General features: G+C 68.6%; 18 protein-coding genes. 14 read left to right on the top strand and 4 right to left on the bottom strand.

The features are described from left to right. Positions 1-120: 120 nt before the first annotated feature. The 4 genes from ABD927_RS11150 to ABD927_RS11135 all read left to right on the top strand — a co-directional run bounded on the left by ABD927_RS11150 (position 121) and on the right by ABD927_RS11135 (position 6,297). Entirely contained in the window at positions 121-1,548 is a 1,428-nt protein-coding gene (locus tag ABD927_RS11150; RefSeq protein ID WP_345249317.1) for an alkaline phosphatase family protein, read from the top strand. A gap of 4 nt (positions 1,549-1,552) precedes the next feature. Next, positions 1,553-2,818 carry a cytochrome-c peroxidase gene (locus ABD927_RS11145; RefSeq protein WP_425570238.1) on the top strand — a complete coding sequence of 422 codons (1,266 nt, stop codon included), beginning with the start codon at positions 1,553-1,555 and terminating at the stop codon, positions 2,816-2,818. Positions 2,819-2,960: 142 nt separating this feature from the next. Beyond that, positions 2,961-5,171 carry an ATP-grasp domain-containing protein gene (locus ABD927_RS11140; protein WP_345249313.1) on the top strand — a complete coding sequence of 737 codons (2,211 nt, stop codon included), beginning with the start codon at positions 2,961-2,963 and terminating at the stop codon, positions 5,169-5,171. A 13-nt stretch (positions 5,172-5,184) separates the two neighbouring features. Beyond that, entirely contained in the window at positions 5,185-6,297 is a 1,113-nt protein-coding gene (locus tag ABD927_RS11135; protein WP_345249311.1) for a phosphoserine transaminase, read from the top strand. Here the strand turns inward: ABD927_RS11135 and ABD927_RS11130 are convergent. Further along, positions 6,276-7,037 (bottom strand): CerR family C-terminal domain-containing protein, encoded by a 762-nt coding sequence (locus tag ABD927_RS11130; RefSeq protein WP_345249309.1) that lies wholly within the window; start codon positions 7,035-7,037, stop codon positions 6,276-6,278. The genes ABD927_RS11135 and ABD927_RS11130 overlap by 22 nt on opposite strands. Before the next feature lie 101 nt (positions 7,038-7,138). Between ABD927_RS11130 and ABD927_RS11125 the strand changes: the two genes are divergently transcribed. From ABD927_RS11125 to ABD927_RS11115, 3 genes are read left to right on the top strand one after another with little or no spacing between them, the layout of a single operon-like run. Beyond that, positions 7,139-8,245, top strand: coding sequence for an HlyD family secretion protein (locus tag ABD927_RS11125; RefSeq protein WP_345249307.1), 1,107 nt, complete (start codon positions 7,139-7,141; stop codon positions 8,243-8,245). Next, entirely contained in the window at positions 8,238-9,818 is a 1,581-nt protein-coding gene (locus ABD927_RS11120) for a DHA2 family efflux MFS transporter permease subunit (protein WP_345249305.1), read from the top strand. The genes ABD927_RS11125 and ABD927_RS11120 overlap by 8 nt, the downstream gene beginning before the upstream one ends. A gap of 18 nt (positions 9,819-9,836) precedes the next feature. Next, a complete protein-coding gene (locus ABD927_RS11115) occupies positions 9,837-11,285 on the top strand; it encodes an efflux transporter outer membrane subunit (RefSeq protein WP_345249303.1) in 1,449 nt (482 codons plus the stop codon). A gap of 4 nt (positions 11,286-11,289) precedes the next feature. On the opposite strand, the gene ABD927_RS11110 is transcribed toward ABD927_RS11115, so the two are convergent. Beyond that, complete coding sequence (locus tag ABD927_RS11110; RefSeq protein WP_345249301.1) at positions 11,290-11,796, bottom strand: IclR family transcriptional regulator domain-containing protein; 507 nt, start codon at positions 11,794-11,796, stop codon at positions 11,290-11,292. Positions 11,797-11,950: 154 nt separating this feature from the next. Between ABD927_RS11110 and sodC the strand changes: the two genes are divergently transcribed. Further along, a complete protein-coding gene (sodC, locus tag ABD927_RS11105) occupies positions 11,951-12,487 on the top strand; it encodes a superoxide dismutase[Cu-Zn] (protein ID WP_345249299.1) in 537 nt (178 codons plus the stop codon). Between the two features lie 72 nt (positions 12,488-12,559). Here the strand turns inward: sodC and ABD927_RS11100 are convergent, their stop codons facing one another. Then, a complete protein-coding gene (locus tag ABD927_RS11100; RefSeq protein ID WP_345249297.1) occupies positions 12,560-13,393 on the bottom strand; it encodes an EamA family transporter in 834 nt (277 codons plus the stop codon). Between the two features lie 94 nt (positions 13,394-13,487). After that, complete coding sequence (locus ABD927_RS11095) at positions 13,488-14,855, bottom strand: MmgE/PrpD family protein (protein ID WP_345249295.1); 1,368 nt, start codon at positions 14,853-14,855, stop codon at positions 13,488-13,490. Positions 14,856-14,971: 116 nt separating this feature from the next. On the opposite strand from ABD927_RS11095, the gene ABD927_RS11090 reads away from it, so the two are divergent. The 6 genes from ABD927_RS11090 to ABD927_RS11065 all read left to right on the top strand — a co-directional run bounded on the left by ABD927_RS11090 (position 14,972) and on the right by ABD927_RS11065 (position 22,102). Continuing rightward, positions 14,972-15,877: a LysR family transcriptional regulator gene (locus ABD927_RS11090; protein WP_345249293.1), complete on the top strand. Its 906-nt coding sequence runs from the start codon at positions 14,972-14,974 to the stop codon at positions 15,875-15,877. 209 nt (positions 15,878-16,086) lie between these two features. Further along, positions 16,087-17,085: a Bug family tripartite tricarboxylate transporter substrate binding protein gene (locus tag ABD927_RS11085; RefSeq protein WP_345249291.1), complete on the top strand. Its 999-nt coding sequence runs from the start codon at positions 16,087-16,089 to the stop codon at positions 17,083-17,085. 7 nt (positions 17,086-17,092) lie between these two features. After that, positions 17,093-18,469 carry an MmgE/PrpD family protein gene (locus tag ABD927_RS11080; RefSeq protein ID WP_345249289.1) on the top strand — a complete coding sequence of 459 codons (1,377 nt, stop codon included), beginning with the start codon at positions 17,093-17,095 and terminating at the stop codon, positions 18,467-18,469. A 12-nt stretch (positions 18,470-18,481) separates the two neighbouring features. Beyond that, on the top strand, positions 18,482-19,885 hold the full coding sequence (locus ABD927_RS11075; protein WP_345249287.1) for an MmgE/PrpD family protein: 1,404 nt from the start codon (positions 18,482-18,484) through the stop codon (positions 19,883-19,885). Between the two features lie 46 nt (positions 19,886-19,931). Then, complete coding sequence (locus ABD927_RS11070; protein ID WP_345249285.1) at positions 19,932-20,729, top strand: N-acyl homoserine lactonase family protein; 798 nt, start codon at positions 19,932-19,934, stop codon at positions 20,727-20,729. Beyond that, on the top strand, positions 20,726-22,102 hold the full coding sequence (locus ABD927_RS11065; protein WP_345249283.1) for an MmgE/PrpD family protein: 1,377 nt from the start codon (positions 20,726-20,728) through the stop codon (positions 22,100-22,102). The genes ABD927_RS11070 and ABD927_RS11065 overlap by 4 nt, the downstream gene beginning before the upstream one ends. Positions 22,103-22,156: the final 54 nt, after the last annotated feature.

The raw sequence follows: 22,156 nt of genomic DNA, 5'->3' as shown, positions 1-22,156 counted from the left end.
CCGAGCAATGTAAGCACGCGCAAAAAAGACAGCACTGTCATTTCTCCGCCATATGGCTCCCCCTATCCTACTGGGCGCGGCCCACCCGCACACACCCGTTTCCACCCCAAGGGAAGCCAAATGCCCACATTCACGAGCCAGGCCTCGCGCAGTATTCCGGGACGCCTCGCATCCCTGCTGCTCGCCTGTACCGCCGCGGCAGTCCTGCTCGGCGGCTGCGGCGGCAACGATGACGACACGCCGCCAGCCGACACCAACCCCACCACCCCCACCCCCGTCACGCAACAGTCGATCAAGCACGTCTTCGTCCTGACGATGGAGAACAAGGATTTCCTAGATTCTTTCGTATCCAGCAAGCAGGATCCGGATTTCCAGGCGATCGCCAATCAAGGCGCCACCTTGCGCGAGTACTACGGCACGGGCCACGTCAGCCTGGACAACTACATCGCCATGATGAGCGGCCAGCCCTCGACCAATGACACTGAAAGCGATTGCTTCCAGCCGTGGATCGACATCGTTTCGGACGGCTGGGACGCTGCCAATCCCAAGGTGCTCAAGGCCAAGGCCAATGCCGATGGCCGCCAGGGATGCGTGTATCCCAAGGAGATCAAGACCTTCGTCAACCAGCTCGACGAGGTCGGCGCCACCTGGAAGGGCTACATGGGCGACATGGGCAACGACCTGAACCGCGACGGCACCAAGACCTGTAGCTTCCCGACCCGCACCGCCCAACTGGCCGCGGCCAAGGGCGGCCCGGCCTATGACCCGGCCACGGTGCTGGATGGCACGCAATCGGCGGAGGCGCCGTCTGCCGACGTGCCCCTGGGCGATCAGTACGCGACTCGCCACAATCCCTTCGTGTACTTCCATTCGATCATCGACGACCTGCAGTACTGCGACCAGCACGTCGTTCCGCTGGACGATGCCAGCCTCGGCCTGCAGCATGACCTGCAAAAGATCGAGACCACGCCGAACTTCGTATTCATCACCCCCAACCTGTGCGACGACGGCCACGACGGCTTCGCGGCCGACGGCTCGGGCAATGCCTGCGTCAACGGCCAGCCGGGCGGCCTGGCCGGCATCAACGACTTCGTGAAGAAGTGGGTGGCGATCATCCAGGCTTCGCCGGCCTATCAGCAGGATGGCCTGATCATCATCAACTTCGACGAGTCCGACGCCAGCAAGGGCGGCACGACGACCACGACCGACGCCACCACCGGCGTCACCAAGATCACCCTCAACATGACGGGCGATTCGTGCTGCGGACAGGAAGCCGGCCCCAACGTGCCGCGCCCAGACGACCAGATCATCCCCCTGTCGCCCACCATGCAGTACGTCCTGCACTACCAGGGCATCGGCGGCGACCGCACCGGCGCCATCATGCTGTCCAAATGGATCAAGCCGGGCACGATCAGCGACATGGCCTACAACCACTACTCGATGCTCAAGAGCCTGGAGGATATCTTCCAGACCAAGGGCTACCTGGGCTATGCCGACGACAAGAACCTGAAGACGTTCGGCGACGACATCTTCAACAATATGCAGTAGGCCGATGTCCGGATGGATGGGCAGGCTCGCTGCCCTGGCACTCGTTCTTGTGCTGGCAGCTTGCGGCCGCCAGGACGACCCGCCGGCAGCCGCCCGGCCCGTGTCCGCGCAGGAGCTGGCCGACATCGGGCGGCTGGCTTTCTTCGATCCGGGCTTGTCGGCGTCGGGCCGCCAGTCCTGCGCGAGCTGCCATAGCCCCGAGCATGCGTACGGCCCGCCCAATTCGCTGGCCGTGCAATTGGGCGGCCCGGATATGAAGCATCCGGGCACCCGCGCGGTGCCTTCGCTGCGCTATCTGCGGCGCACGCCGATCTGGTCGCATGCGATCCCGGTCAGCATGAAAGAGCGCCTGTCCGAGCCGGATCTCAAGCCCTCCGGCGGCTTCGCCTGGGATGGCCGCTTCAACAGCATGGCCGACCAGGCCGCATTCCCGCTCCTGAATCCCGACGAAATGGCGAATGCCGATGCCGCCGCCGTGGCGGCCCGCCTTGCCAAGGCGGCCTATGCCGAGCGTTTCCGGCAGGCGTTCGGGCGCGACATCCTGTCGCGCCCCGACCGGGCGCTGGCCGCGCTGGGCAAGGCGCTGGAGCGCTTCGAACTCGACGATCCGAGCTTCCAGCCATTCAGCAGCAAGTTCGATCGATACCTGGACGGCAAGGTCCGGCTCGATGCGCAGGAGCAGCGCGGTTTCGCGCTGTTCGTCGACCCTGCGCGCGGCAATTGCGCGTCCTGCCATCTGGCCGCGATGGGCGGGGCAGGGGCGCATCCCGTGTTCACCGATTTCAATTTCCAGGTGGTGGGCGTGCCGCGCAATCCGGAAATCCCGGCCAATGCCGATCCGGCCTATTACGACCTGGGCCTGTGCGGCCCGGTGCGCGGCGACCAGAGCGCCCAGCGCAAGTATTGCGGCATGTTCAAGACGCCGTCGCTGCGCAACGTGGCGTCGCGCGGCGCCTTTTTCCACAACGGCCGTTTCCATGACCTGACCGAAGTGCTGCGCTTCTATGTGGAGCGCAACACGGCGCCGGGCAAGTGGTATCCGCATCCCGGCGGCAGGCAGCGTTACGACGATCTGCCGCCGGACCTGCAGGGCAACGTCGATTTCCTCAACGCGCCGTTCGACACCCCTTCCGGCGGCAAGCCCGTCTGGTCGGAGGCCGACATCGCCAGCGTGGCGGCCTTTCTCAGGACGCTGACGGATCAGGACGTGTTGCCGGTGGACGACGCACCCGGCGAGAGATCCAAGCGCCGTCTTGCGCGTTCGGAGTAAGTCTCTGGCAGGGCTCCCCCGCGTAAATCAAGGCCGGTCCCCGGCAATCCCCCATTTTGTCCCCGCAAATCGCGCGATGCCGCTTCCCGGCGCCATGGCAGACTCGCTCGTCGCCGCGTTTTTTGCTCTTGGAAGCCGAGCCATGATGTTGACAGGATTGCCCACCGGGTGGGAACAGATGCTGGCCAGGCCGCTCCTGCAGCGCCTGGCGCCGGCCCCCGACGAACTGGTGGGTTTCGTCGCGCGCTACAACGCCGCCACGGGCAGCACCGCCCGGCCGCAGGCCGCCGCGGCCGCCGACGACCTGCTGGCCGACGTGCGCGCCGCCATGGAGTCCCTTCCGCCGGCCGTCAAGCGGCACCTGGAGCCCCGGCTGCTTGGCGTGTTCTTCATGAACGGCGTGGGCGGGTCGGCGATTACCGATCTGGTCGCGTATGCGAACGGCGACCTGCTGGGGGCCGTGGTGGCGATCGATACGGACGTTTTCTCTTGTCGCCGCGCCAACGAATGGGCAAGCTGGCGGGAAAACACAGCGTTCGCGCCCGAGCCGGGGGCCCGTCTGGAGGTTCGCATCGCCCGCGACGGCGAAGACGACCGCCGGGCCGCGCTGCGCTACGTGCTGTTGCACGAGTTCGGGCATGTGCTGGCGAGCGGCAGCGACGCCATGCCGGATTGGTGGCAGGAGCGCATTCCCGCCACGCCTTTCGGGCAGGACAGCTTTCCGCCGCTGGCCTGGCGACGGATGGCAGACGGCGCCATGGCGCCGCTGGCGGGCCAGGATTTCCCGCTGCGCGAGCAGATCGGCCTGTATTCGGCCCCGCGGCTGGTAGGAAGCCAGATCGCGCAGATCTACCGGAATCTGGACGACACGGTATTCCCCACGCTGTATGCCGCCAGCAGCGTGCACGAGGATTTTGCCGAATCCTTCGCCACCTACGTGCACGCGGTGCTGCTGGACCAACCGCACGAAGTCCGGATCCACCAGGACGGTCGCTTGGCCGCCGCCTACGGCGGGTTCTGGACCCAGCCGCGCAGCCGCGCCAAGGCGGCGTTTTTCGAGGCCTTCCTCGCCCGCCCGCCGCAGTCCTTCCCGCGGCGCGAGCAGCATGCCGAAACGGCCAGGCGCTGCGGCGAGGTCATCGCCCGCTCGGCCGGCGAGTTCCTAGGCCTGGCGCCGTTCCTGCGGCTGAGCGTCGAATGCGGCGACCTGCGCCATGTGGCGCAGGCCTTGCTGGACCGGGCGGCGCAGGAGCAGGACAACGCGGTGCTCTGGATGAACCTGGCGACCGCGTTCTTTTCCGTCAACGAGCGCCAGCTCGGCCTGGCCATACAACAGCAGGCGCTGCAAGGGGGCCGGCTGTTCCATCTGCCGGCTTCCGCACAGCCGGCGCGCTGCCGCGTGCTGGTGCTGATGGCGCCGGGAGACCTCGCGGAAAACACGCCGCTCGACTGCCTGCTCGAATCCGGCAGCATCGACCTGACCCTGTACTACGTCACGCCGGAAGCGCCGCTGCCGCCCGCGCCGCCGGCCCACGACGCGCTGCTGGTGGCGCTGTCGGACACGGGCAAGAACCGGCCCATCCTGGAAACGCTGGATCCGCTGCTGGCGGACTGGAGCCGGCCGGTCATCAACCGGCCGCGCAATATTCCGAACGTCGAGCGCAATGCCGCCAGTGTGCTGCTGCAAGGCGTGCCCGGCCTGGCGATGCCGCTGACGCACCAGGTGGCCCGCGAGCGCCTGGAGGCAGTCGCCGGCGGCGCGTCTAGCCTCGGCGAACTGAGCGAAGAACTCCGTTTCCCGATCATCCTGCGCCCGGTGGGCTCGCACGCCGGGAACGACCTCGACCGGATCGACGACGCGCCGGGCATCGGGGCCTACCTGGAAAAAGTGCCCGGCGGCGAGTTCTATCTCTCGCGCTTCGTCGACTACAGCGGCGCGGACGGGCTGTTTCGCAAATATCGCATCGCCCTGATCGCCGGCGAGCCGTTCGCCTGCCATATGGCGATCTCGTCGCACTGGATGGTCCACTATGCCAATGCCGGCATGTATGCCGATGCCGCCAAGCGCGCCGAGGAGGCGGCTTTCATGGAGGCATTCGACGCGTTCGCTCGCCGCCACCGGACGGCGCTGGACGCGATCGCGCGGTGCTGCGGCCTGGATTACCTGTGCGTGGATTGCGCCGAAAGCCGAGAGGGCGAACTGCTCGTCTTCGAAGTGGACCATGCGATGGTCGTCCATGCGATGGATCCCGAAGACATGTTTCCGCACAAGCAGGTGCACATGCTGAAGGTCAGGCAGGCGTTCGAGGCGTTTCTTTTCGCCCTGACGGCCCGCGAGTCCCAACCCCTTTGATCGCGTGAGCCGCATGAAAACCGTGTCGGTCCGGGAACGGAACCAGCTCAATTTCTCCGGCGGGCCGGGGGCGCTGCCGGAAAGCGTGTTGCGGCAGTTGCAGGAGGCGATCCATGCCGTGCCGGAGGTCGGCCTGTCCATCCTCGGAATCAGCCACCGTTCCGATTGGTTCGCGGCGGTGGTGGCCGAGCTGCAGTCCAACATCCGAGGGCTGCTGGGCCTGCCGCCAAGCTATCACGTCCTTTTCCTGCAAGGCGGGGCGACGCAGCAGTTCTCCATGGTGCCGATGGCCTTGCTGGCGGGCCGGTCGCGGCCGGCGGACTATCTGCAGACCGGCTACTGGAGCGGCAAGGCGCTGCCCGAGGCCCGGCGCGAGGGCCCGGTGCGCGTGGTGTGGAGCGGCCAGGCCTGCGGGTTCGGCCGGCTGCCGCGCGACGAAGAGCTGGATTTCGCGTCCGATGCGGCGTATCTGCACTATGTCTCGAACGAGACGGTCGAAGGGCTCCAGTTCCATCGCGTCATCGGGCGCGACGAGGTGCCGCGCGTATGCGACATGTCGTCGGATTTTCTTTCCGCGCCCGGGGAGTTCGGGCGGTTCTCGATGATTTATGCGCATGCGCAGAAGAATATCGGCCCTTCGGGCGTGACCGTGGTAGTGCTGAAGGACGGACTGCTCGACGGCGCGCCGGACGCCATGCCCGGCTTCCTCGATTACCGCAGGCAGATCGAGGCCGGCTCGATCTTCAATACACCGCCGGTGTTCGCGATCTATGCCGTGTTGCTGGTGACCCGCTGGCTGCGCGATGACGTGGGCGGCCTGGCGGCCATGGGCGGGATCAATGCCGCGAAGGCCCGCCTGCTGTACCGGGCGCTCGACCGTGCCGATGGCTTTTACCGCCCGCGCGCGGCCGTGCCGGACCGCTCGACAATGAACGTGGCCTTCACCCTGGCCTCGCCCGAACTGGAGAAGCGGTTCCTGGCCGAAGCCGAGGATGCCGGCTTTTCCGGCCTGGCGGGCCACCGCAGCGTGGGCGGCATTCGCGCTTCGATCTACAACGGGCTGCAGCTCGGGGCGGTGGAGAAACTGGTCGGCTTCATGGACGATTACCGGCGGCGCCATCGCTGATCGCCGCCGGCGCGCCGCCCCTGCGCCCGCCAGTGGCGCAGCAGCACGCCCGTCTGCTCGCGCGCCGCGCGCTTGAGCATCTCCAGCCGCGCATCGTCGATGCGGTCCCACCCCAGCGCCGCCAGCGCGGTGCTGCGGCCGCCGTGGAAATACATCAACGGGCCCTTGAGCGTCATCATCCGGATCAGCGTGAGCGGATCGTCGGGCGGCAGGCCGGTAATGCGCGATACCAGCTGGGCGCCGACGTCGAACACGCGCCCGCTGACGCTGCGGAAGATCACGTTGAAGGCGATGCCGCCGCCCGGCCCGTCCTTGCCGCGCCCGCCCTGTTCGCGCGCGACGAACAGGCGCCAGCTCTGCGTCTTGGAGGCGTCGGGGCCGAGCAGGTAGTCGGCGATGACCTCCTGGATGTCGCAGAAGGCGCCGATCAGCCGTCCCGGCGATGTGTCGGCGCGCGCGAGCAGGGCCTCGGCGCGCTCGACCGGCGGCGCCAGGCGGGCCCAGGAATGGTCGGCGATGTAGCGGGCACAGGCCAGGTAGAGGCCTTCCTTGTTTTCGAAGTAATACTGGAGCGCGGGCGCGTTGACGCCGGCGCGCGCGGCGATCTGGCGGGTGCTGGTGCCTTCGAAGCCGTTCTCGCCGAACAGGTCGAGCGCGGCCTCGATGATGCGCTGCCGGGTTTCCTCGCCGCGCGCGTACCCGCCGTCACGCGGATGCCGCGGGCGTGCCGCCGTGGCCATGGTTATACCTTGTAGGAATTCTGACGCAACAAAAAATATACCATTTGACAGATATTTTCCAAGTGGAATAATTCTTCGCGTTCGATCCGATGGAGCCGCGGATGTCCGCCAGCCAAGAATCCCTGCCCGAACGTCCCGCCGCGCCGCCGCCTGCGCGCTCCCGGCGCGGCCGCATCCTGTTGTTCGCGCTGCTCGCCGTCGCGGTCGTCGCCGGCATCGCCTGGCTGGCGCACTGGTGGACGGTGGGTCGTTTCATCGAAAGCACCAACGACGCCTACCTGAAAGCCGACATGGTCACCATCGCGCCCAAGGTGTCGGGCTACGTGACCGAGGTATACGTAAAGGATAACGCCCTGGTGGCGGCTGGCGACCCGCTGGTGCGCCTCGATGTCCGCCAGTACCAGGCGGCGCTCGACCAGGCCGCCGCCACGGTCGATTCGCGCCGGGCCGACATCGCCCGCGCCGAGGCCGAACTGCAGCGCCAGCAGGCCGACATCGAGCAGGCGCGTGCCCAACGCGAAGTGGCTCGCGCCAACGCCCGCCACGCCGCGGCCGAAGTGCAGCGCTACGAGCCGCTGGCCCGCACCGGCGCCGAAACCGCCGAGCACCTGGCTTCGCTGCGCAATACGCTGGAGCAGGCCAACGCCACGCTGGCCGCGCAGTCGGCCGCCGTCAGCGCCGCCGAGCGCGAACTGGCGGTGGGCCGCAGCGCGGTCGAACAGGCGCGCGCCCAGCTGGAAGTGGCGCAGGCCTCGCTGCGCCAGTCGCAGCTCGACGTCGGCGACACGCTGGTGCGCAGCACCATCGCCGGCCGCATCGGCGACCGCTCGGTGCGCGTCGGCCAATACGTGCAACCCGGCACGCGCATGCTGTCTGTGGTGCCGGTGCACGACATCTACCTCGAGGCCAATTTCAAGGAAACCCAGGTCGGCGGCATGCGGCCGGGCCAGGCGGCCACGCTGCACATCGACGCCTTGCCCGGCGTCGACGTGCGCGGCACGGTCGACAGTTTCGCCCCCGGCACCGGCGCGCAGTTCGCGCTTCTGCCGCCCGACAACGCCACCGGCAACTTCACCAAGATCGTGCAGCGCGTACCGGTGCGCATCCGCGTCGAGGCCGACGACCGGACCCGGGCCGTGCTGGTGCCGGGCCTATCGGTAACGGTCGACGTCGATACACGTTCGGCCGGCGGGCAGGACCATGGCTGAAGCCGGCGCCGGCGCGCCGCCGGCCGAACCCGCGCGCGCCAGCGCTGCCGACTGGATCGCGGTGGCGGCCGGCGGCCTGGGCGCGCTGATGGCCACGCTCGACATCTCGATCACCAATTCGGCGCTGCCGCAGATCCAGGGCGAAATCGGCGCCACCGGCACCGAAGGCACCTGGATCTCGACCGGCTACCTGATGTCCGAGATCGTGATGATCCCGCTCGCCGCCTGGCTCACGCGCGTGTTCGGGCTGCGCAACTTCCTGCTCGGCGCAGCCGCGCTGTTCACGCTATTCTCGATCATGTGCGGCCTGTCGCACAGCCTACCCCAGATGATCGCCGGCCGCATCGGCCAGGGCTTCACCGGCGGCGCGATGATCCCGACCGGCCAGACCATCATCGCCACCCGCCTGCCGCGCCGGCAGATGCCGATCGGCATGACCATGTTCGGCCTGATCGTGCTGCTCGGCCCGCTGCTGGGGCCGGTGCTGGGCGGCTGGCTGGCCGAGAACGTCAGCTGGACCTGGTGCTTCTTCCTGAACCTGCCGGTCTGCGCCGGCCTGCTGCTGCTCCTGCTGTTCGGCCTGCCGCAGGAGCGTCCGCAGTGGCGCCAGTTCGTCGAGGCCGACTGGCTGGGCATCATCGGCCTGGCCGCCGGCCTGAGCTCGCTCACGGTGGTGCTGGAGGAAGGCCAGCGCGAACGCTGGTTCGAATCGCAGATGATCGTCGTGCTCAGCATCGTCTCGGCGATCGGCATCGCGCTGCTGCTGGTCAGCCAGTTCACCGCGAAGAAGCCGGTGGTGCGGCTCAGCCTGCTGGGCAACCGCAACTACCTGAGCGTGATCGTCATCGTGCTGACGGTGGGGGCGGGGTTGTACAGCGTGGCTTATCTGGTGCCCCAGTTCCTGGCCAACGTGTCGGGCTACAACGCCTCGCAGTCGGGCGCCATCATGCTGCTGAGCGGGCTGCCCGCCTTCGTGATGATGCCCATCCTGCCGCGCCTGCTGCAGAAAGCCCCCACCGCGCTGATGGTGGTGGTGGGCCTGGTCTGCTTCGCCGCCAGCTGCCTGCTGGACACCTCGCTGACGGCGCAGAGCGTGGGGCACGACTTCTACGCCTCGCAGCTGCTGCGCGGGGTTGGGCAGATCTTTGCGATGATGCCGCTCAACCAGGCCTCGATGGCGGCGGTGGCGCGCGCCGACGCGGGCGATGCCGCCGGGCTCTACAACATGGCGCGCAACCTGGGCGGCTCGATCGGGCTGGCCATCCTGGGCGCCTTCATCGACCGCCGCAATGCCTTCCACGACGACATCATCCGCGAATCGGTCAGCGCCAATTCGCTGCTGGGCCAGGAACGCATCGCCGGCAGCGCGGCCGGCTTCTTCGCCCGCCACGGCGACATGGCCTACGCCAAGATGCAGGCCCTGGGCCAGCTGGCCGGCAGCATCCGCCTGCAGGCCATGGTGATGACCTTCAGCGAAACCTTCTACGTGCTGGCGATCGCGTTGCTGGTCTGCATCCCGCTGGCGCTGCTCCTCAAAACGCCGGCCCGGGGCACACCCTCGGCCGGCCACTGAACCCGGCTACCGACGACCATGAAGCTCTCGATATCCTTTCCACGCCTGGTCCCGCTGTCCGTCGCGCTGGCCGTGCTGTCGCTGGCGGGCTGCGCCGCCGTCGGCCCCGATTACCGGGGCGCGCCCGACGTGGCGCAGCCGGCCGCCTTTGCGCGCGCGCCGGCCACCGGCGTCACGGCCGGCCCGGCCGCGGCCGCCTGGTGGGAAGCGCTCGGCGATGCGCAACTGAACGCGCTGGTGGCCGACGCGCTGGCGCGCAGCCCCGATCTGCGCGCCGCCCGCGCCCGGCTGCGGCAGGCGCGCGCCAGCCTGGTCGAGGCGCGCCGCAACGCCTTGCCGTCGGCCAGCGCCAACGCGGCCTACGTGCATGCGCGCCTGCCCCCTGGCGGGCTGACGGGTGGCGGCGACGGAGAGGGCGGCGGCGCCACGTCGATGAATCTCTATAACGCCAGCTTCGACGCCACCTGGGAACTCGACCTGTTCGGCGGCACGCGCCGCGCCATCGAGGCCGCCGTGGCCGAGGCCGACGCGGTGCAGGCCGACCTGGCCGACGCGCACGTATCGCTGGCGGCCGAGGTGGTGCAGGCCTATGTTGACCTGCGCGACCGCCAGCGCCGGCTGGAGCTGGTGCGCCGCTCGGCCGAACTGGAACGGCAGATGCTGGACCTGACCCGCCAGCGGCGCGACCGTGGCGTCGCCTCCGACCTCGACGTGGAACGCCTGAACACCCAGGTCGAGACGACGCGCGGCACCCTGATCCCGCTGCAGGCGCAGATCGCCGAGTCGCTCGACCAACTGGCCGCGCTGACGGGCCGCGAGCCGGGCGCGCTCGACGACGAGCTCGGCCAGCCCACGCCATTGCCGGCGGTGCCCGCCACGGTGGCGGTGGGCGACCCGGCCGCGCTCATCGCCCACCGGCCCGATATCCGTGCCGCCGAACGCAGGCTGGCATCGCAGAACGCGCAGATCGGCGAACGCACCGCCGACCTGTTCCCCAAGGTGACGCTGCTGGGCACGCTGGGCTTCAGCGCCTCCGATCCGGGCCATCTGATCCGCTCCGACAATTTCTCCTGGCTGGGCGTACCCTATCTGCAGTGGAGCTTGCTGGACATGGGCCGCACCCGCGCCCGCATCGGCCAGGCGGAGGCCGGCCGCGACGAGGCCAGCGCGCATTACGAGAGCGTGGTGCTGGCGGCGCTGCGCGACGCCAACACGGCGCTGTCGCGCTATGGCCACCAGCGCGATAACTTGGCCAGCCTCGACCACATCGAGCAATCGGCCACCCGCGCCGAAACCCTTACGCGCCAGCGCTACCAGGGCGGCACCGCCAGCGCGCTCGACCTGCTCGACGCCGAGCGTACGCGCTACCAGGCCGAGCAGAACCGCGTGGCGGGGCAGGCCGAACTGGTCAAGGATTTCGCCGCGGTGCAGAAGAGCCTGGGGCTCGGGTGGGTGGAAAGGGGTTAGACGCCTACAGCATGGTCCGCAACGTGGCCGCCAGGCCGAACATGGCTTGCGCGATAGGGCCGGTCAGGCGTTCTACCGTCATGGCGGAACTGGGGCCGCCGCAATTGGTCGCCATGATGGTCCATCCGTTCGGCGCGATCAGCGGCACGCCGACGGCGTTGATGTCCGGATGGTAGCGGCGCAGGTTCAGGACGTAGCCGTGTTCCTGGTACATGGCCTTGGCCTCGTCCAAGTATGCCCGGACCGAAGGCCACGATTCCGGCGCCTCGCGCCGTAGCTGCTCCATCAGCTCGGCGCGTTCCTGTTCCGAGGTGGCAGCCAGGTAGGCGGCGCCGACGGCGGAACGGCGCATAGACAGCATTCGCCCGACCGAGAAGTTGAGCCGCAGCGTGCCGGGCGCCTCGGCGCGCTGCACGATGATCATTTTCGTGTTGGCCCGGCCTGCCAGCGAAAGCGAAGCGGTGAAGCGATTGGCGATGTCCATCATGTACGGATAGGCGGCGTTGCGCACGCGGGGTATCGAGATCGACGCCGCCATCCATCGCAGGCTGGTGGAACTGGGGCGCTGAGCCTGGCACGGATTGCGCGGAGTCGCGCCTGCGATACGGAAGCCGGTAATATGGCCACAGCGGCCATGGCCGTCGTGGCCGTCTTCAGATGGAGGGATGACCATGCTATTTCATTCACGTCGCGGGCTCGCGACCGCCGTTGCCTTCACCATGGGGCTTGCGCCGGCATGGGCGCTGGCCGATACGGCATCCGGCGAACTGATCGGCGCCGACGGCGCCTCCCATGGCACCGTGCAGGTCATGGAGGCGCCGGCCGGTGTCCTGGTGCGCATCGAAATCAAGGGCCTGACCCCGGGCTGGCACGGCGTCCATTTCCATGAGAAAGGGGATTGCGGCGCGCCGAAATTCACGAGCGCCGGGGCGCACGTCCATGCCCAAACGCCGGTGGTGCACGGGCTGCTGAACGCGAATGCCAACGATGCCGGCGACCTGCCGAATATCCATGCGGGCTCGGATGGTTCGGCAACGGTGGAGCTCTATTCGACGCTGGTGGCGCTGAAGTCGGGAAGCAGCCGCCCGGCGCTGCTCGACGCCGACGGCTCGGCCCTCGTCATCCATGCCAATCCCGACGACTATCGGACGCAGCCGATCGGCGGGGCCGGCGACAGGGTGGCGTGCGCGGTGCTGCGTTGACCGGCCACGTCCGGCCCGAGTGATCCCAACGCCCGCCGCCGGTCAACGCGCCTTCCGGTTTGCGTTGTAGCCCTATTTCACCCGCATCGCCGTCGCTCCCGCCGCGATCATGCAAGCGGCCGCCATGCGGATGGGCCGGGCGTTTTCCTTGAACACCAGGATCGAAATCGCCGCGCCGAACAGGATGGCGGTTTCGCGCAGCGCCGCCACGAGGGGAATGGAGGCCTGAGTCATCGCCCACAAGACCAGGGAATAGGACAGCAGGCTGGCCGCCCCGCCAAGCAGCGGGCGCCACAGCGTCGCAACCGTCTGGTCTTTGAAAGCGCCCCGGCTCCTGACCGCCATATACGCGCCCAGCGGCAGCCCGGTCAGCAGGAAGACCCACAGCGTATAGGCGGCCGGAGCGCCGGAATTCCGCACCCCCAGGCCGTCCACCAGGGTATAGGACGCGATCACCAGCGCGTTGACGAGGGCATAGGCGATGCCGCGCGCCTGTCCGCGCCGGCTGCCCAGCGCCATGCCGAGCACGCCGAAGCAGATCAGGAAGATGCCCACGGCGCCGCCCTCGGTCAGGGGCTCGCCCAGGAAAAGCGTGCCGACGAAGGCAACGACCAGCGGCGCGGTCCCCCGCATCAGGGGATAGGTCTGGCCCATGTCTCCCGCATGATAGGCGCGGCCGACCAGCAGGAAATAGGCCACGTGGATGAGTGCCGATGCGGCGATGAACGGCCAGCTCGGTGCCTGGGGCAAGGACAGGAAGGGCAGGACCGCCGCGGCAATCGCCGCCGCGCTGGCGGCGACCAGGATGCTGGCGGCGGTTTTGTCGCTGCCCAGTTTGACGGCGGCGTTCCAGCCCGCATGCAGCGCGGCGGCGAACAGGACGATGGCGAAGACGGAAAATGGCATGGGGAGATCCGGGTTTGTCCGCCAAGGAGGGACGGCCATTCTAACGTGCGTGGACCGGGCCCGATGCGTCGGACGCATCGCCGTCGCCGCCCGGCTACTCCCGGCGGACGGTGGCCTGCGTCACGGCATGCACGTCGGGCAGCGCCCGCATGTCGACGAGCCGGTCCAGCAGGCGCCGCAGGCTCGCGTCGTCCAGCGCCAGGGCGGCGCAGCCGATGAATTTCCGTTCCCGTTCCGCATCGGTCAGCGGCCAGGCGGGCGAGCCGGGCGTCTTGTCGACGCGCAGCGCGAACCGGCCGCGGCCGGCAGTGACGATGGCGACGTCGGTATAGCCCTTCAGGCCGGAATACGTTCCTTCGGCCTCGAGCCGGTGGCGGCGCACCCGGGCCATTAGCGCGCGCGCCTGCGGACGCCGCACCATGGGATCGGTGAAGGTCGCCAGCGTCAGGTCGCCGTCCAGCAGCACCGCGGCGGCCGAGTATTCGATGCTGAACTTGGCTTCGAGCCCGGTCTGCGGATCGGTGCTGACCAGCGCGCCGTCGCCGCCCGGCAGGAAACCCACTTCGACCGCTTCGATCTCCTCCACCCGGATGCCGTGCTCGGCCACCAGCCTGAGAATGCCGCCCACCGGCCGGTGGTTGGCATAGCAGCAGGGCCAGCGCTTGACGAACACGCCGGGCTCGAAGATCTCCCAAGGCTGGCCGAGCCGCGCGACGCATTCTTCCAGCGGCGGCCCGTCGCCGCCGCCGTAGGTCGACATGAAGCCGCCGGGAACGTCGAACACCGCCGGCTCGGCGGTGAAGCCACGCTTGGCCATCCAGGCCGACAGGATGCCGGCGCGGGCGGCGTGGCCGGCGTGGAAGGGCTTGGCCATGGAGCCGAAGTTGCGCACCAGTCCGGATACCTGCGAGGCGGCCAGGCCCCAGGCGGTGCACAGCTCGGCCGGGGTCAGCTTCCACAGCCGCGCCGCGGCGGCGGTCGAGGCCAGCATGCCGATGGTGGCGGTGGTGTGCCAGCCGCGGAAATAGTGGCCGTCGCCGACCGCGCTGCCCAGCTTGCCGGCCACTTCCAGCCCCAGCACGTAGGCGGCCAGCACCGACTCGCCCGCGGCCGCCACCACTTCGCCGGCCGCCAGCGCCGCCGGCACCAGGGTCGTGCTGGGGTGGCCGCGCAGGGTCGGCATGGCGTCGTCGAAGTCCAGCGCGTGGCTGGCGATGCCGTTGGCGAACGCGGCCTCGGCCGGAGAGCTCGAAAGCCTGCGGCCCCACACGGTGGCCTGCGGGCGGGCCCCGGTCTCGTCGACCCAGCGCGCGGCCAGCTCGCTCACCGGCTCGGACACGCCGGCCAGGGCGCATCCCACGGTATCGATGAAGGCATTGCGCGCGGCGTCGAGCACTGCGCCCGGGATATCCTGCTTGCTTGTCTCGATCACGAATTCGGCCAGGCGCCGGGTAAGCATCATCGGTCTCCCTGTGTGCGGAAAGGCATGGGCCGCGCGCGCCCGCTGATGCGTTCGCCGCGCGCCGGAGTTATACATACGGGCATCATCGCCACTACGGCGCGACACCGTCGACCACAATGAAAAAACTCGACATCGCTTCGCTGGAACTGCTGGTTCTGGCCATCGAAGAAAACAGTCTCACCAAGGCCGCCAAGCTGGAAAACCAGGTGGCCTCGGCCGCGAGCAAGCGCCTGTCGATGCTGGAAGCGCGCGTGGGGACGGCGCTGCTCCAGCGGCATGGGCGCGGCGTCAAGCCCACCGCGGCCGGCGCCATGCTCTACCACCGCGCCAAGGCCATCCTGCGCAGCGTGCAGGTGGCCGAAGACGCGCTGGCCGCCTACAACCGCGACGGCAATTCCAAGATCCGCCTGGTGGCCAATCCGTCGACCACCATCCAGTGGCTGCCGCGGGTGGTGAGCGGATTCGCGCGGCTGCACCCAGGCGTGCGCGTCGACCTGGTCGAGGCGCACAGCAAGAACATTCCGATCCTGATTTCCGACGGCGATGCCGACATCGGCATCTATCACGCGCTGCATCCGAACCCCGGCGTCGTGTCGTTTCCGTATCGCAAGGATCGCATCGGCCTGGTGGTCCCGCAAGGCCACCCGCTCGAAAGGCACAGCGCGCTGCGGCTCGAAGACGCCCTCGAGTACGACTTCCTCGGCTACTTCCCGCTGCACACGCTGGAGGCCTTCATGGGCATCGCCGGCCACACCATTTCGCGGCCGCCGTCGATCAAGCTGCAAGTGTCGAACCTGGAGGCGCGCTGCCTCATGGTACGGGAGGGGCTGGGCCTGGCCATCGCCCCGGAGAACATTGTCAGGACTTATCTGCGGCCGCTTGCGCTGAGCCTCTTGCGGCTTACCGACGAGTGGGCCGAACGGGCCTTTTTCATCTGCGTGCGCGACCCGGAAACCCTGCGCGGCGCCGCCCTCGACCTGCTCAATTACCTGCGCCAGACGCGTCAGAACCAGCCCGACTGAGCCCTCCTTCTTCTCTCGCGCGCGGGCCGTTTCGCGGCCGGCGGACTTTGAACGCAGCTGTTCCAAACTTTCATGAGTGGGCTGCGTCGTCTCCCTAATAATGGTCGGGCGTTCAAGCGTTGCGGCTCGGCGCATGGCGAATGCGGCGCGCAGGCAGGCCGCGGCGCCGACAAGCGGTTGAACGAATCAACCCGAAAGAGGAGACATTCATGCGGCTCAAGCTTCTCGGCACGGCGCTATCGGCCGCGCTCGCGTCGTTCCTGTGCGCCCCCGCCGGCACCTTGGCGGCAGGCGAGGGCGCCCAGGCGGCGGACGACTATCCGAACCACTCGGTGCGCATCATCAACCCCTTCCCGCCGGGCAGCTCCGACACCGTCGCTCGCCTGCTCAGCGAACATCTCGGCAAGTCGCTCAAGCAGACCTTCTACATCGACAACAAGCCGGGCGCCTCCGGCGCGCTGGGCACGAACATGGTGGCCAAGGCGCCGGCCGACGGCTACACGCTGCTGTTCCACACCTGTGCCCATGCCATCAGCGCCGTCAGCTTCAAGGACCTGCCGTACGACGCCGTCAAGGATCTCGACCCGGTCTCGCGCGTGGCCGATTCGCCGATGGTGCTGGTGGCCAATCCCAAGCTGCCGGCGCAATCGGTGCAGCAGCTGATCGCGCTGGCCAAGTCCAAGCCCAAGTCGCTCAACTACGCGTCCAACGGGCCGGGCAGCATCACGTCGCTGGCCATGATCATGTTCCAGGGCATGACCGGCACGCAGATCACCGACATTCCCTACAAGGGCGCGGGGCCCTCGCTGACGGCCCTGATGGCGGGCGAGGTCGACGTGATGATCGCCCCGCTGGGCGCGGTGTCGGCCTACCTGAAGGCCGGCAGGCTGAAGGCGCTGGGCATCGCCTCGTCGCACCGTTCGCCGCAGGCGCCCGACCTGCCCACCGTTTCCGAGGCGGGCGTGCCGGGGTTCGAGGCGACCTGCTGGTACGGCGTGCTGGCGCCGCACGGCACGCCGCAGCCCATCGTCGGCCTGCTCAACCGGCACATCGGCGACGCGATGCGAAGCGCGGAAATGCAGAAGCAGCTGGCCGCCATCGGGGTCGAGCCCGCCACTTCCACGCCCGCCGAGTTCGGCAGCTACATCCAGTCCGAAATCGGCAAATGGGGCAAGGTCTTCAAGGACTCCGGCGCCACGCCGGAATGAATCGGCAATGAAACCATCCACCACCACTTCGGCCTTCGTCGAAAGGCTGCGGGCCATCGATTACCGCACGCTGCCGGCGCCGGCCGTCGACATGGCGCGCCAGGTATTCCTCGACGGCCTCGGCGTGATCGTCGCCGGCGCCGCTGAACCGCTGGGCGTGGGGCGCATCTCGATCGACTACGTGCGCGCCATGGGCGGCGCCGAGCAGGCCACCGTCGTCACCGGCGGCTTCAAGACCTCGATGCAGAACGCTGCCTACGCCAATGGCACGATGGCGCACGCGCTCGACTGGGACAACACCTGGTATCCGCTCAACCATCCCACCTCGCCCACGCTGCCGGCCATCCTCGCCATCGCGGAACATCGCCGCCTGCCGGGCGAACGCATCATCGAGGCGATCGCCGCGGCCTTCGAGGTGCAGGCGCGGCTGCGGCTGGCGGCGACCGGGCTGAAGACGGGACAGGGCTTCCACAAGCCGGGCACCACCGGCACCTTCGGCGCGGTGGCCGGCTCGGCCCGGTTGCTCGGCCTGGACCACGAACAGACGCTGATGGCCCTCGGCCTGGCCGGCTCGCGCGCCGGCAGCATCGCGCTCAACACCGGAACGATGACCAAGTCCTCGCATTCCGGACACGCTGCGCGCATGGGCGTGGAGTGCGCCGTGCTGGCGCAGATGGGGTGGACGGCCACGGCCGACGTGTTCGGCCCGAAGGGATTCTTCGACACCTTCCTGAACGGCGACGGCCGGCCCGAACTGCTCACCGAAGGCTTCGCGGCGCCGCTGCGGATGGTGGAACCGGGCGTCGGCTTCAAGAAGTACCCCAGCAATTACTTCACCCACCGCCCGATCGATGCGGCGCTGGCGCTGCGCGAGGAACACCGCATCCGGCCGGAGCAGATCGCGCGGGTGGAAGTTGTCTTCCCGCCGTTCGACTACGTCAACCGCCCGCATCCGCGCAGCGGCCTGGACGGCAAGTTCAGCATCCAGTACACGACGCTGGTCGCGTTGCTGGACGGCGATATCACCGTCGACTCGTTCACCAACGAACGCCGCTTCGCGCCCGACGTCGAGGCGCTGCTGCCGGCCGTCACGCTGACGGTGGATCCGTCCATCCCCACCGATTTCGACCAGACCTGGGCCACCGTCAACGTCTGGCTCAAGGACGGCCGCGCGCTCGGCCTGCGCATGGCAACCCTGTCGGGCTGGATCGGCCACCCGCTCACGCGGGAGCAGCGCCTGAAGAAATTCTTCTCGTGCACGCGCCACGCCATCGACGAACGGGACGCGCGCCGGGTGCTGGAACAGGCCGAGCGGCTGGAAACCCTGCCCGACATCACCGAGATCATGACCATCGCGCGCGGCCCGGCCACGCCGCGCCCCTGACAGGAGAACTTCATGGCAAAACAACAGGCCGACTTCAATGACACCTACTCGCGCGGCATTGCCCGGTTCGTTGCCGGACTCGAATACGACGCCATCCCGGCCGAGGTGCGCGAGCGCACCAAGCTGCTGCTGCTCGACGCCTTCGCCTGCGGCCTGTACGGCGCCGGCCTGCAATGGAGCGAGATCCTGCAGCGTTCGCTCGGCCGGCTGGACGATACCCGCGCATGTACCGTCTGGGGCACCGGCCAGCGCCTGTCGGCGCCCAACGCGGCGCTGGTCAACGGCACCCAGGTGCAGGGCTTCGAGCTGGACGACGCGCACCACCGCGGCGTGGTGCACCTGGGCGCCGCCACCTTGCCAGGCCTGGTGGCCATCGCCGAGGCGCGCGGCGGCATGAGCGGCAAGGATTTCCTGACCGCGACCATCGCCGCCTACGAGGTGGGGCCGCGCGTCGGCATCTGCATGACGCCCGATCACATCGGCCAGGGCTGGCACCCCGCCGGCACCATCGGCGTGTTCGCCGCCGCGGCGGGCGCGGCGCGGGCGCTGCGGCTGGATGTCGAACGGACCATCCATACGCTCGGCCATGCCGGCACCCAATCGTCGGGGCTGATGGCGGCGCAGTACGGCGCGATGGTCAAGCGCGTGCACGCGGGCCATTCGGCGCAATGCGGCGTGCTCGGCGCCTTCATGGCCGAGGACGGCCTGACGGGTATCCGCAACGTATTCGAATGCGAATACGGCGGCTTCTGCACCACCTTCTCGCGCTCGACCGATCGCTTCAAGCTGGAAGAACTGACCGCCGGCCTGGGCCAGGTGTGGGAGACGATGAACGTCTCGCTCAAGTTCTATTCCTGCGTGTTCAGCGGCCACACCGCGCTCGACGCGATCCGCGAGATCCAGGATGAACGGCCGTTCGGCCCGGACGATTTCGAAAAGATCGTGGTGCACGGCTCGCAGGTCACGGTCGACCACGTCGGCTGGAAATACCACCCCGAGGGCATGACCGCGGCCCAGCTGAACCTGCCGTTCTGCATCGCCACGCTGCTGCTCGAAGGCGACGTGTTCGTCGACCAGTTCACCCAGGAAGCAATCTTCGACCCGCGCCGCATCGCGCTGGCCGACAAGGTCGAGGTCGTCAACGATCCCGCCATCACCGCGCGCGGCGGGCGCTACCGGCACATGGTGAGGGTCGAGGTGTTCTTCAAGGACGGCACGAAGCTGGAGCGCACGGTGGAAACCTCGCGCGGCAGCGAGAAGCGCTTCGCGCCGGCCGCCGACATCGTTTCCAAGTTCGAAAAGCTGGTGCGCCACGTGCTGCCCGAAGCGCAGATGGCCGAACTGCGCGACACGGTGCTGAACCTCGACCGGCTCGACGACGCCGCCCCTCTGGGCCGGCTGCTGGCCCGCCGCTGAGGCCCGGCCCCTTCCACCGAACAACCATCCTCCGAGGCAAACCAGAATGACGCTTCCCACCTACGAGGTCTACGCCATCCGCTACGCCTGGCGTCCCCTGCAGAGAAAAGACAACTTCCTGGGCGGCGACCCGCACGAAGGGCCGATGCCGATGGATTACTTCGTCTGGCTGATCCGCAACGCCGAGCGCAGCTTCGTGGTCGACGTCGGCTTCACCGCCGAGGTCGGCGCCAAGCGCAAGCGCAATTACCTGCGCACCCCGCGCGAGGGCCTGGCGATGATCGGCTGCGATACGGAGCAGGTGAAGGACGTGATCATCTCCCACATGCACTACGACCACGCCGGCACGCTGCACGACTTTCCCAACGCCCAGTTCCACATCCAGGACGACGAGATGGCCTACGCCACCGGCCGCTACATGGGCAACCACCAGTTCAGCCACGGCATCGAAGTGGAAGACGTGATTTCGATGGTGCGCCGGGTCTTCAAGAACCGCGTCACCTTCCACAACGGCACGGCGGAACTGGCGCCCGGCGTCAGCGTGCACCGCATCGGCGGCCATACCCACGGGCTGCAATCGGTGCGGGTGCACACGCAGCGCGGCTGGATGGTGCTGGCTTCCGACGCCTCGCACTACTACGAGCACATCGAGACCGAGCGCTTCTTCCGTTCGGTGTTCAACGTCGGCGAGATGCTGGACGGCTACCGCATCCTGCGCTCGCTGGCGGCGTCGATCGACCACATCATCCCCGGCCACGATCCGCTGGTCATGAAGCGCTACCCGGCGCCTTCGCCCGAGCTGGAAGGCATCGTCGCCCGGCTCGACCTGGAGCCCAGGCGATGACGGCCACGGCGAACGCGACGGCGGCGGACCGCCTCGCCCGGCATTTCTCCCGGCTCACGCCCGAGACGATCACCGACCAGGCGAAGACCGCCGTCAAGCGGCTGTTGCTCGACTACCTGGGCGTGGCGCTGGCCGGCAGCCAGACCGAAAGCGGCCGCATCGCCGGCGCCTACGCGCTGGCCGACGGCGGCCAGCCCCAGTCCACGCTGATCGGCGGCAATGGCAAGGCGCCGGCCGCACAGGCGGCGTTCGCCAATGCGATTGCCTCGCACAGCATCGAGCTCGACGACATCGACGTCTTCGCCTACTTCCACTTCAGCCCGCCGGTGTTCTCCGCGGCCCTGGCCGCCGCCGAGAAAGCCGGCGCCAGCGGCGCGCAACTGCTGGCGGCGCTGGCGGCCGGCTGCGAGATGATGGAACGCGTCAGCCGCGCGGCCAATCCGTCGCTGCGCGACCGCTGCTACCACTCGACCCCCACCTGCGGCGTGTTCGGCGCGGCGGTCGCGGCCGGCAAGCTGTGGGGCCTGTCCGCCGAGCAGATGGTGTCGGCCATCGGCCTGGCCGGCGCCCAGGCCTCGGGCATCCTGGAGTTCCACGGGCATTCGATGCAGAAGCGCTTCAGCCCGGGCCCCGGCGCGCGCGGCGGCCTGACGGCGGCCCACCTGGCGCTGCTCGGCTTCACCGGCCAGGACACCGTGCTGGAAGGCCCGCGCGGCTTCCTCAAGGCCTTCACCGACGAGCCGGATCCTTCCCAGCTGACGGCCGGCCTCGACACGCCGTACCGGCTCGACATCGAGTTCAAGCCGTATTCCTGCGCCCGGCCCATCCACAACGCCATCGATTGCGCGCTGCAGATCCGCCGGCGCGACGAGCCGCGGCTGGAGGACATCGACGCCATCCTGGTCGAACGCCATCCGTCGTGGGCGCACAAGCACCAGAACAAAGCGCCCGAGTCGTATCACGCGGCCCAACTCAGCCTGCACTTTTCCGTCGCGGTGGCGCTGCGCGAAGGCCGGGCCCTGCTCGATCAGTATTCGGACCGCAATCTCCACGACCCCGCCATCGTGCGCCTGATGCGGATCACCGATATCGCCGCCGATCCCTCGCTGCCGCGCGGCGTGTCGTGCCGGATGACCGTCACGATGAAGGACGGCCGCAGGTTCTCGGCCCAGGTCGACTACCCCAAGGGCTCGATCCAGGTGCCGATGAGCGATGCCGAGATCGAAGCCAAGTTCACCAGCCTGGCGGCGCCGGTGATAGGCACGGAGGCGGCCGGGGAACTGGTGGAGCGGGTGCGCGGGATCGAGCATGGCGGGCGGGTCGGAGAATTGATGGCGTTGACCCAGAGGCGTCGCCAGGCCGGCCGCGTGTGAGTATCCTGGGGGCGGCCCCGATGCCGCCGGGCTATGCTGCATCGCGTCCCTGCG

The sequence above is a fragment of the Pigmentiphaga soli genome, assembly GCF_039541095.1.
In the GTDB taxonomy this organism is placed as follows: Bacteria; Pseudomonadota; Gammaproteobacteria; order Burkholderiales; family Burkholderiaceae_B; genus Pigmentiphaga; species Pigmentiphaga soli.
The sequence above is the reverse complement of the archived record's forward strand: the minus strand, read 5'-3'. Positions and strand labels throughout refer to the sequence as shown.

Bases quoted from the DNA above. Each gene is read 5' to 3' on its own strand.
- ABD927_RS11150 (WP_345249317.1), top strand. From the start codon at position 121: ATGCCCACATTCACGAGCCAGGCCTCGCGCAGTATTCCGGGACGCCTC.
- ABD927_RS11145 (WP_425570238.1), top strand. From the start codon at position 1,553: ATGTCCGGATGGATGGGCAGGCTCGCTGCCCTGGCACTCGTTCTTGTG.
- ABD927_RS11140 (WP_345249313.1), top strand. From the start codon at position 2,961: ATGATGTTGACAGGATTGCCCACCGGGTGGGAACAGATGCTGGCCAGG.
- ABD927_RS11135 (WP_345249311.1), top strand. From the start codon at position 5,185: ATGAAAACCGTGTCGGTCCGGGAACGGAACCAGCTCAATTTCTCCGGC.
- ABD927_RS11130 (WP_345249309.1), bottom strand. From the start codon at position 7,037: ATGGCCACGGCGGCACGCCCGCGGCATCCGCGTGACGGCGGGTACGCG.
- ABD927_RS11125 (WP_345249307.1), top strand. From the start codon at position 7,139: ATGTCCGCCAGCCAAGAATCCCTGCCCGAACGTCCCGCCGCGCCGCCG.
- ABD927_RS11120 (WP_345249305.1), top strand. From the start codon at position 8,238: ATGGCTGAAGCCGGCGCCGGCGCGCCGCCGGCCGAACCCGCGCGCGCC.
- ABD927_RS11115 (WP_345249303.1), top strand. From the start codon at position 9,837: ATGAAGCTCTCGATATCCTTTCCACGCCTGGTCCCGCTGTCCGTCGCG.
- sodC (WP_345249299.1), top strand. From the start codon at position 11,951: ATGACCATGCTATTTCATTCACGTCGCGGGCTCGCGACCGCCGTTGCC.
- ABD927_RS11100 (WP_345249297.1), bottom strand. From the start codon at position 13,393: ATGCCATTTTCCGTCTTCGCCATCGTCCTGTTCGCCGCCGCGCTGCAT.
- ABD927_RS11095 (WP_345249295.1), bottom strand. From the start codon at position 14,855: ATGATGCTTACCCGGCGCCTGGCCGAATTCGTGATCGAGACAAGCAAG.
- ABD927_RS11090 (WP_345249293.1), top strand. From the start codon at position 14,972: ATGAAAAAACTCGACATCGCTTCGCTGGAACTGCTGGTTCTGGCCATC.
- ABD927_RS11085 (WP_345249291.1), top strand. From the start codon at position 16,087: ATGCGGCTCAAGCTTCTCGGCACGGCGCTATCGGCCGCGCTCGCGTCG.
- ABD927_RS11080 (WP_345249289.1), top strand. From the start codon at position 17,093: ATGAAACCATCCACCACCACTTCGGCCTTCGTCGAAAGGCTGCGGGCC.
- ABD927_RS11075 (WP_345249287.1), top strand. From the start codon at position 18,482: ATGGCAAAACAACAGGCCGACTTCAATGACACCTACTCGCGCGGCATT.
- ABD927_RS11070 (WP_345249285.1), top strand. From the start codon at position 19,932: ATGACGCTTCCCACCTACGAGGTCTACGCCATCCGCTACGCCTGGCGT.
- ABD927_RS11065 (WP_345249283.1), top strand. From the start codon at position 20,726: ATGACGGCCACGGCGAACGCGACGGCGGCGGACCGCCTCGCCCGGCAT.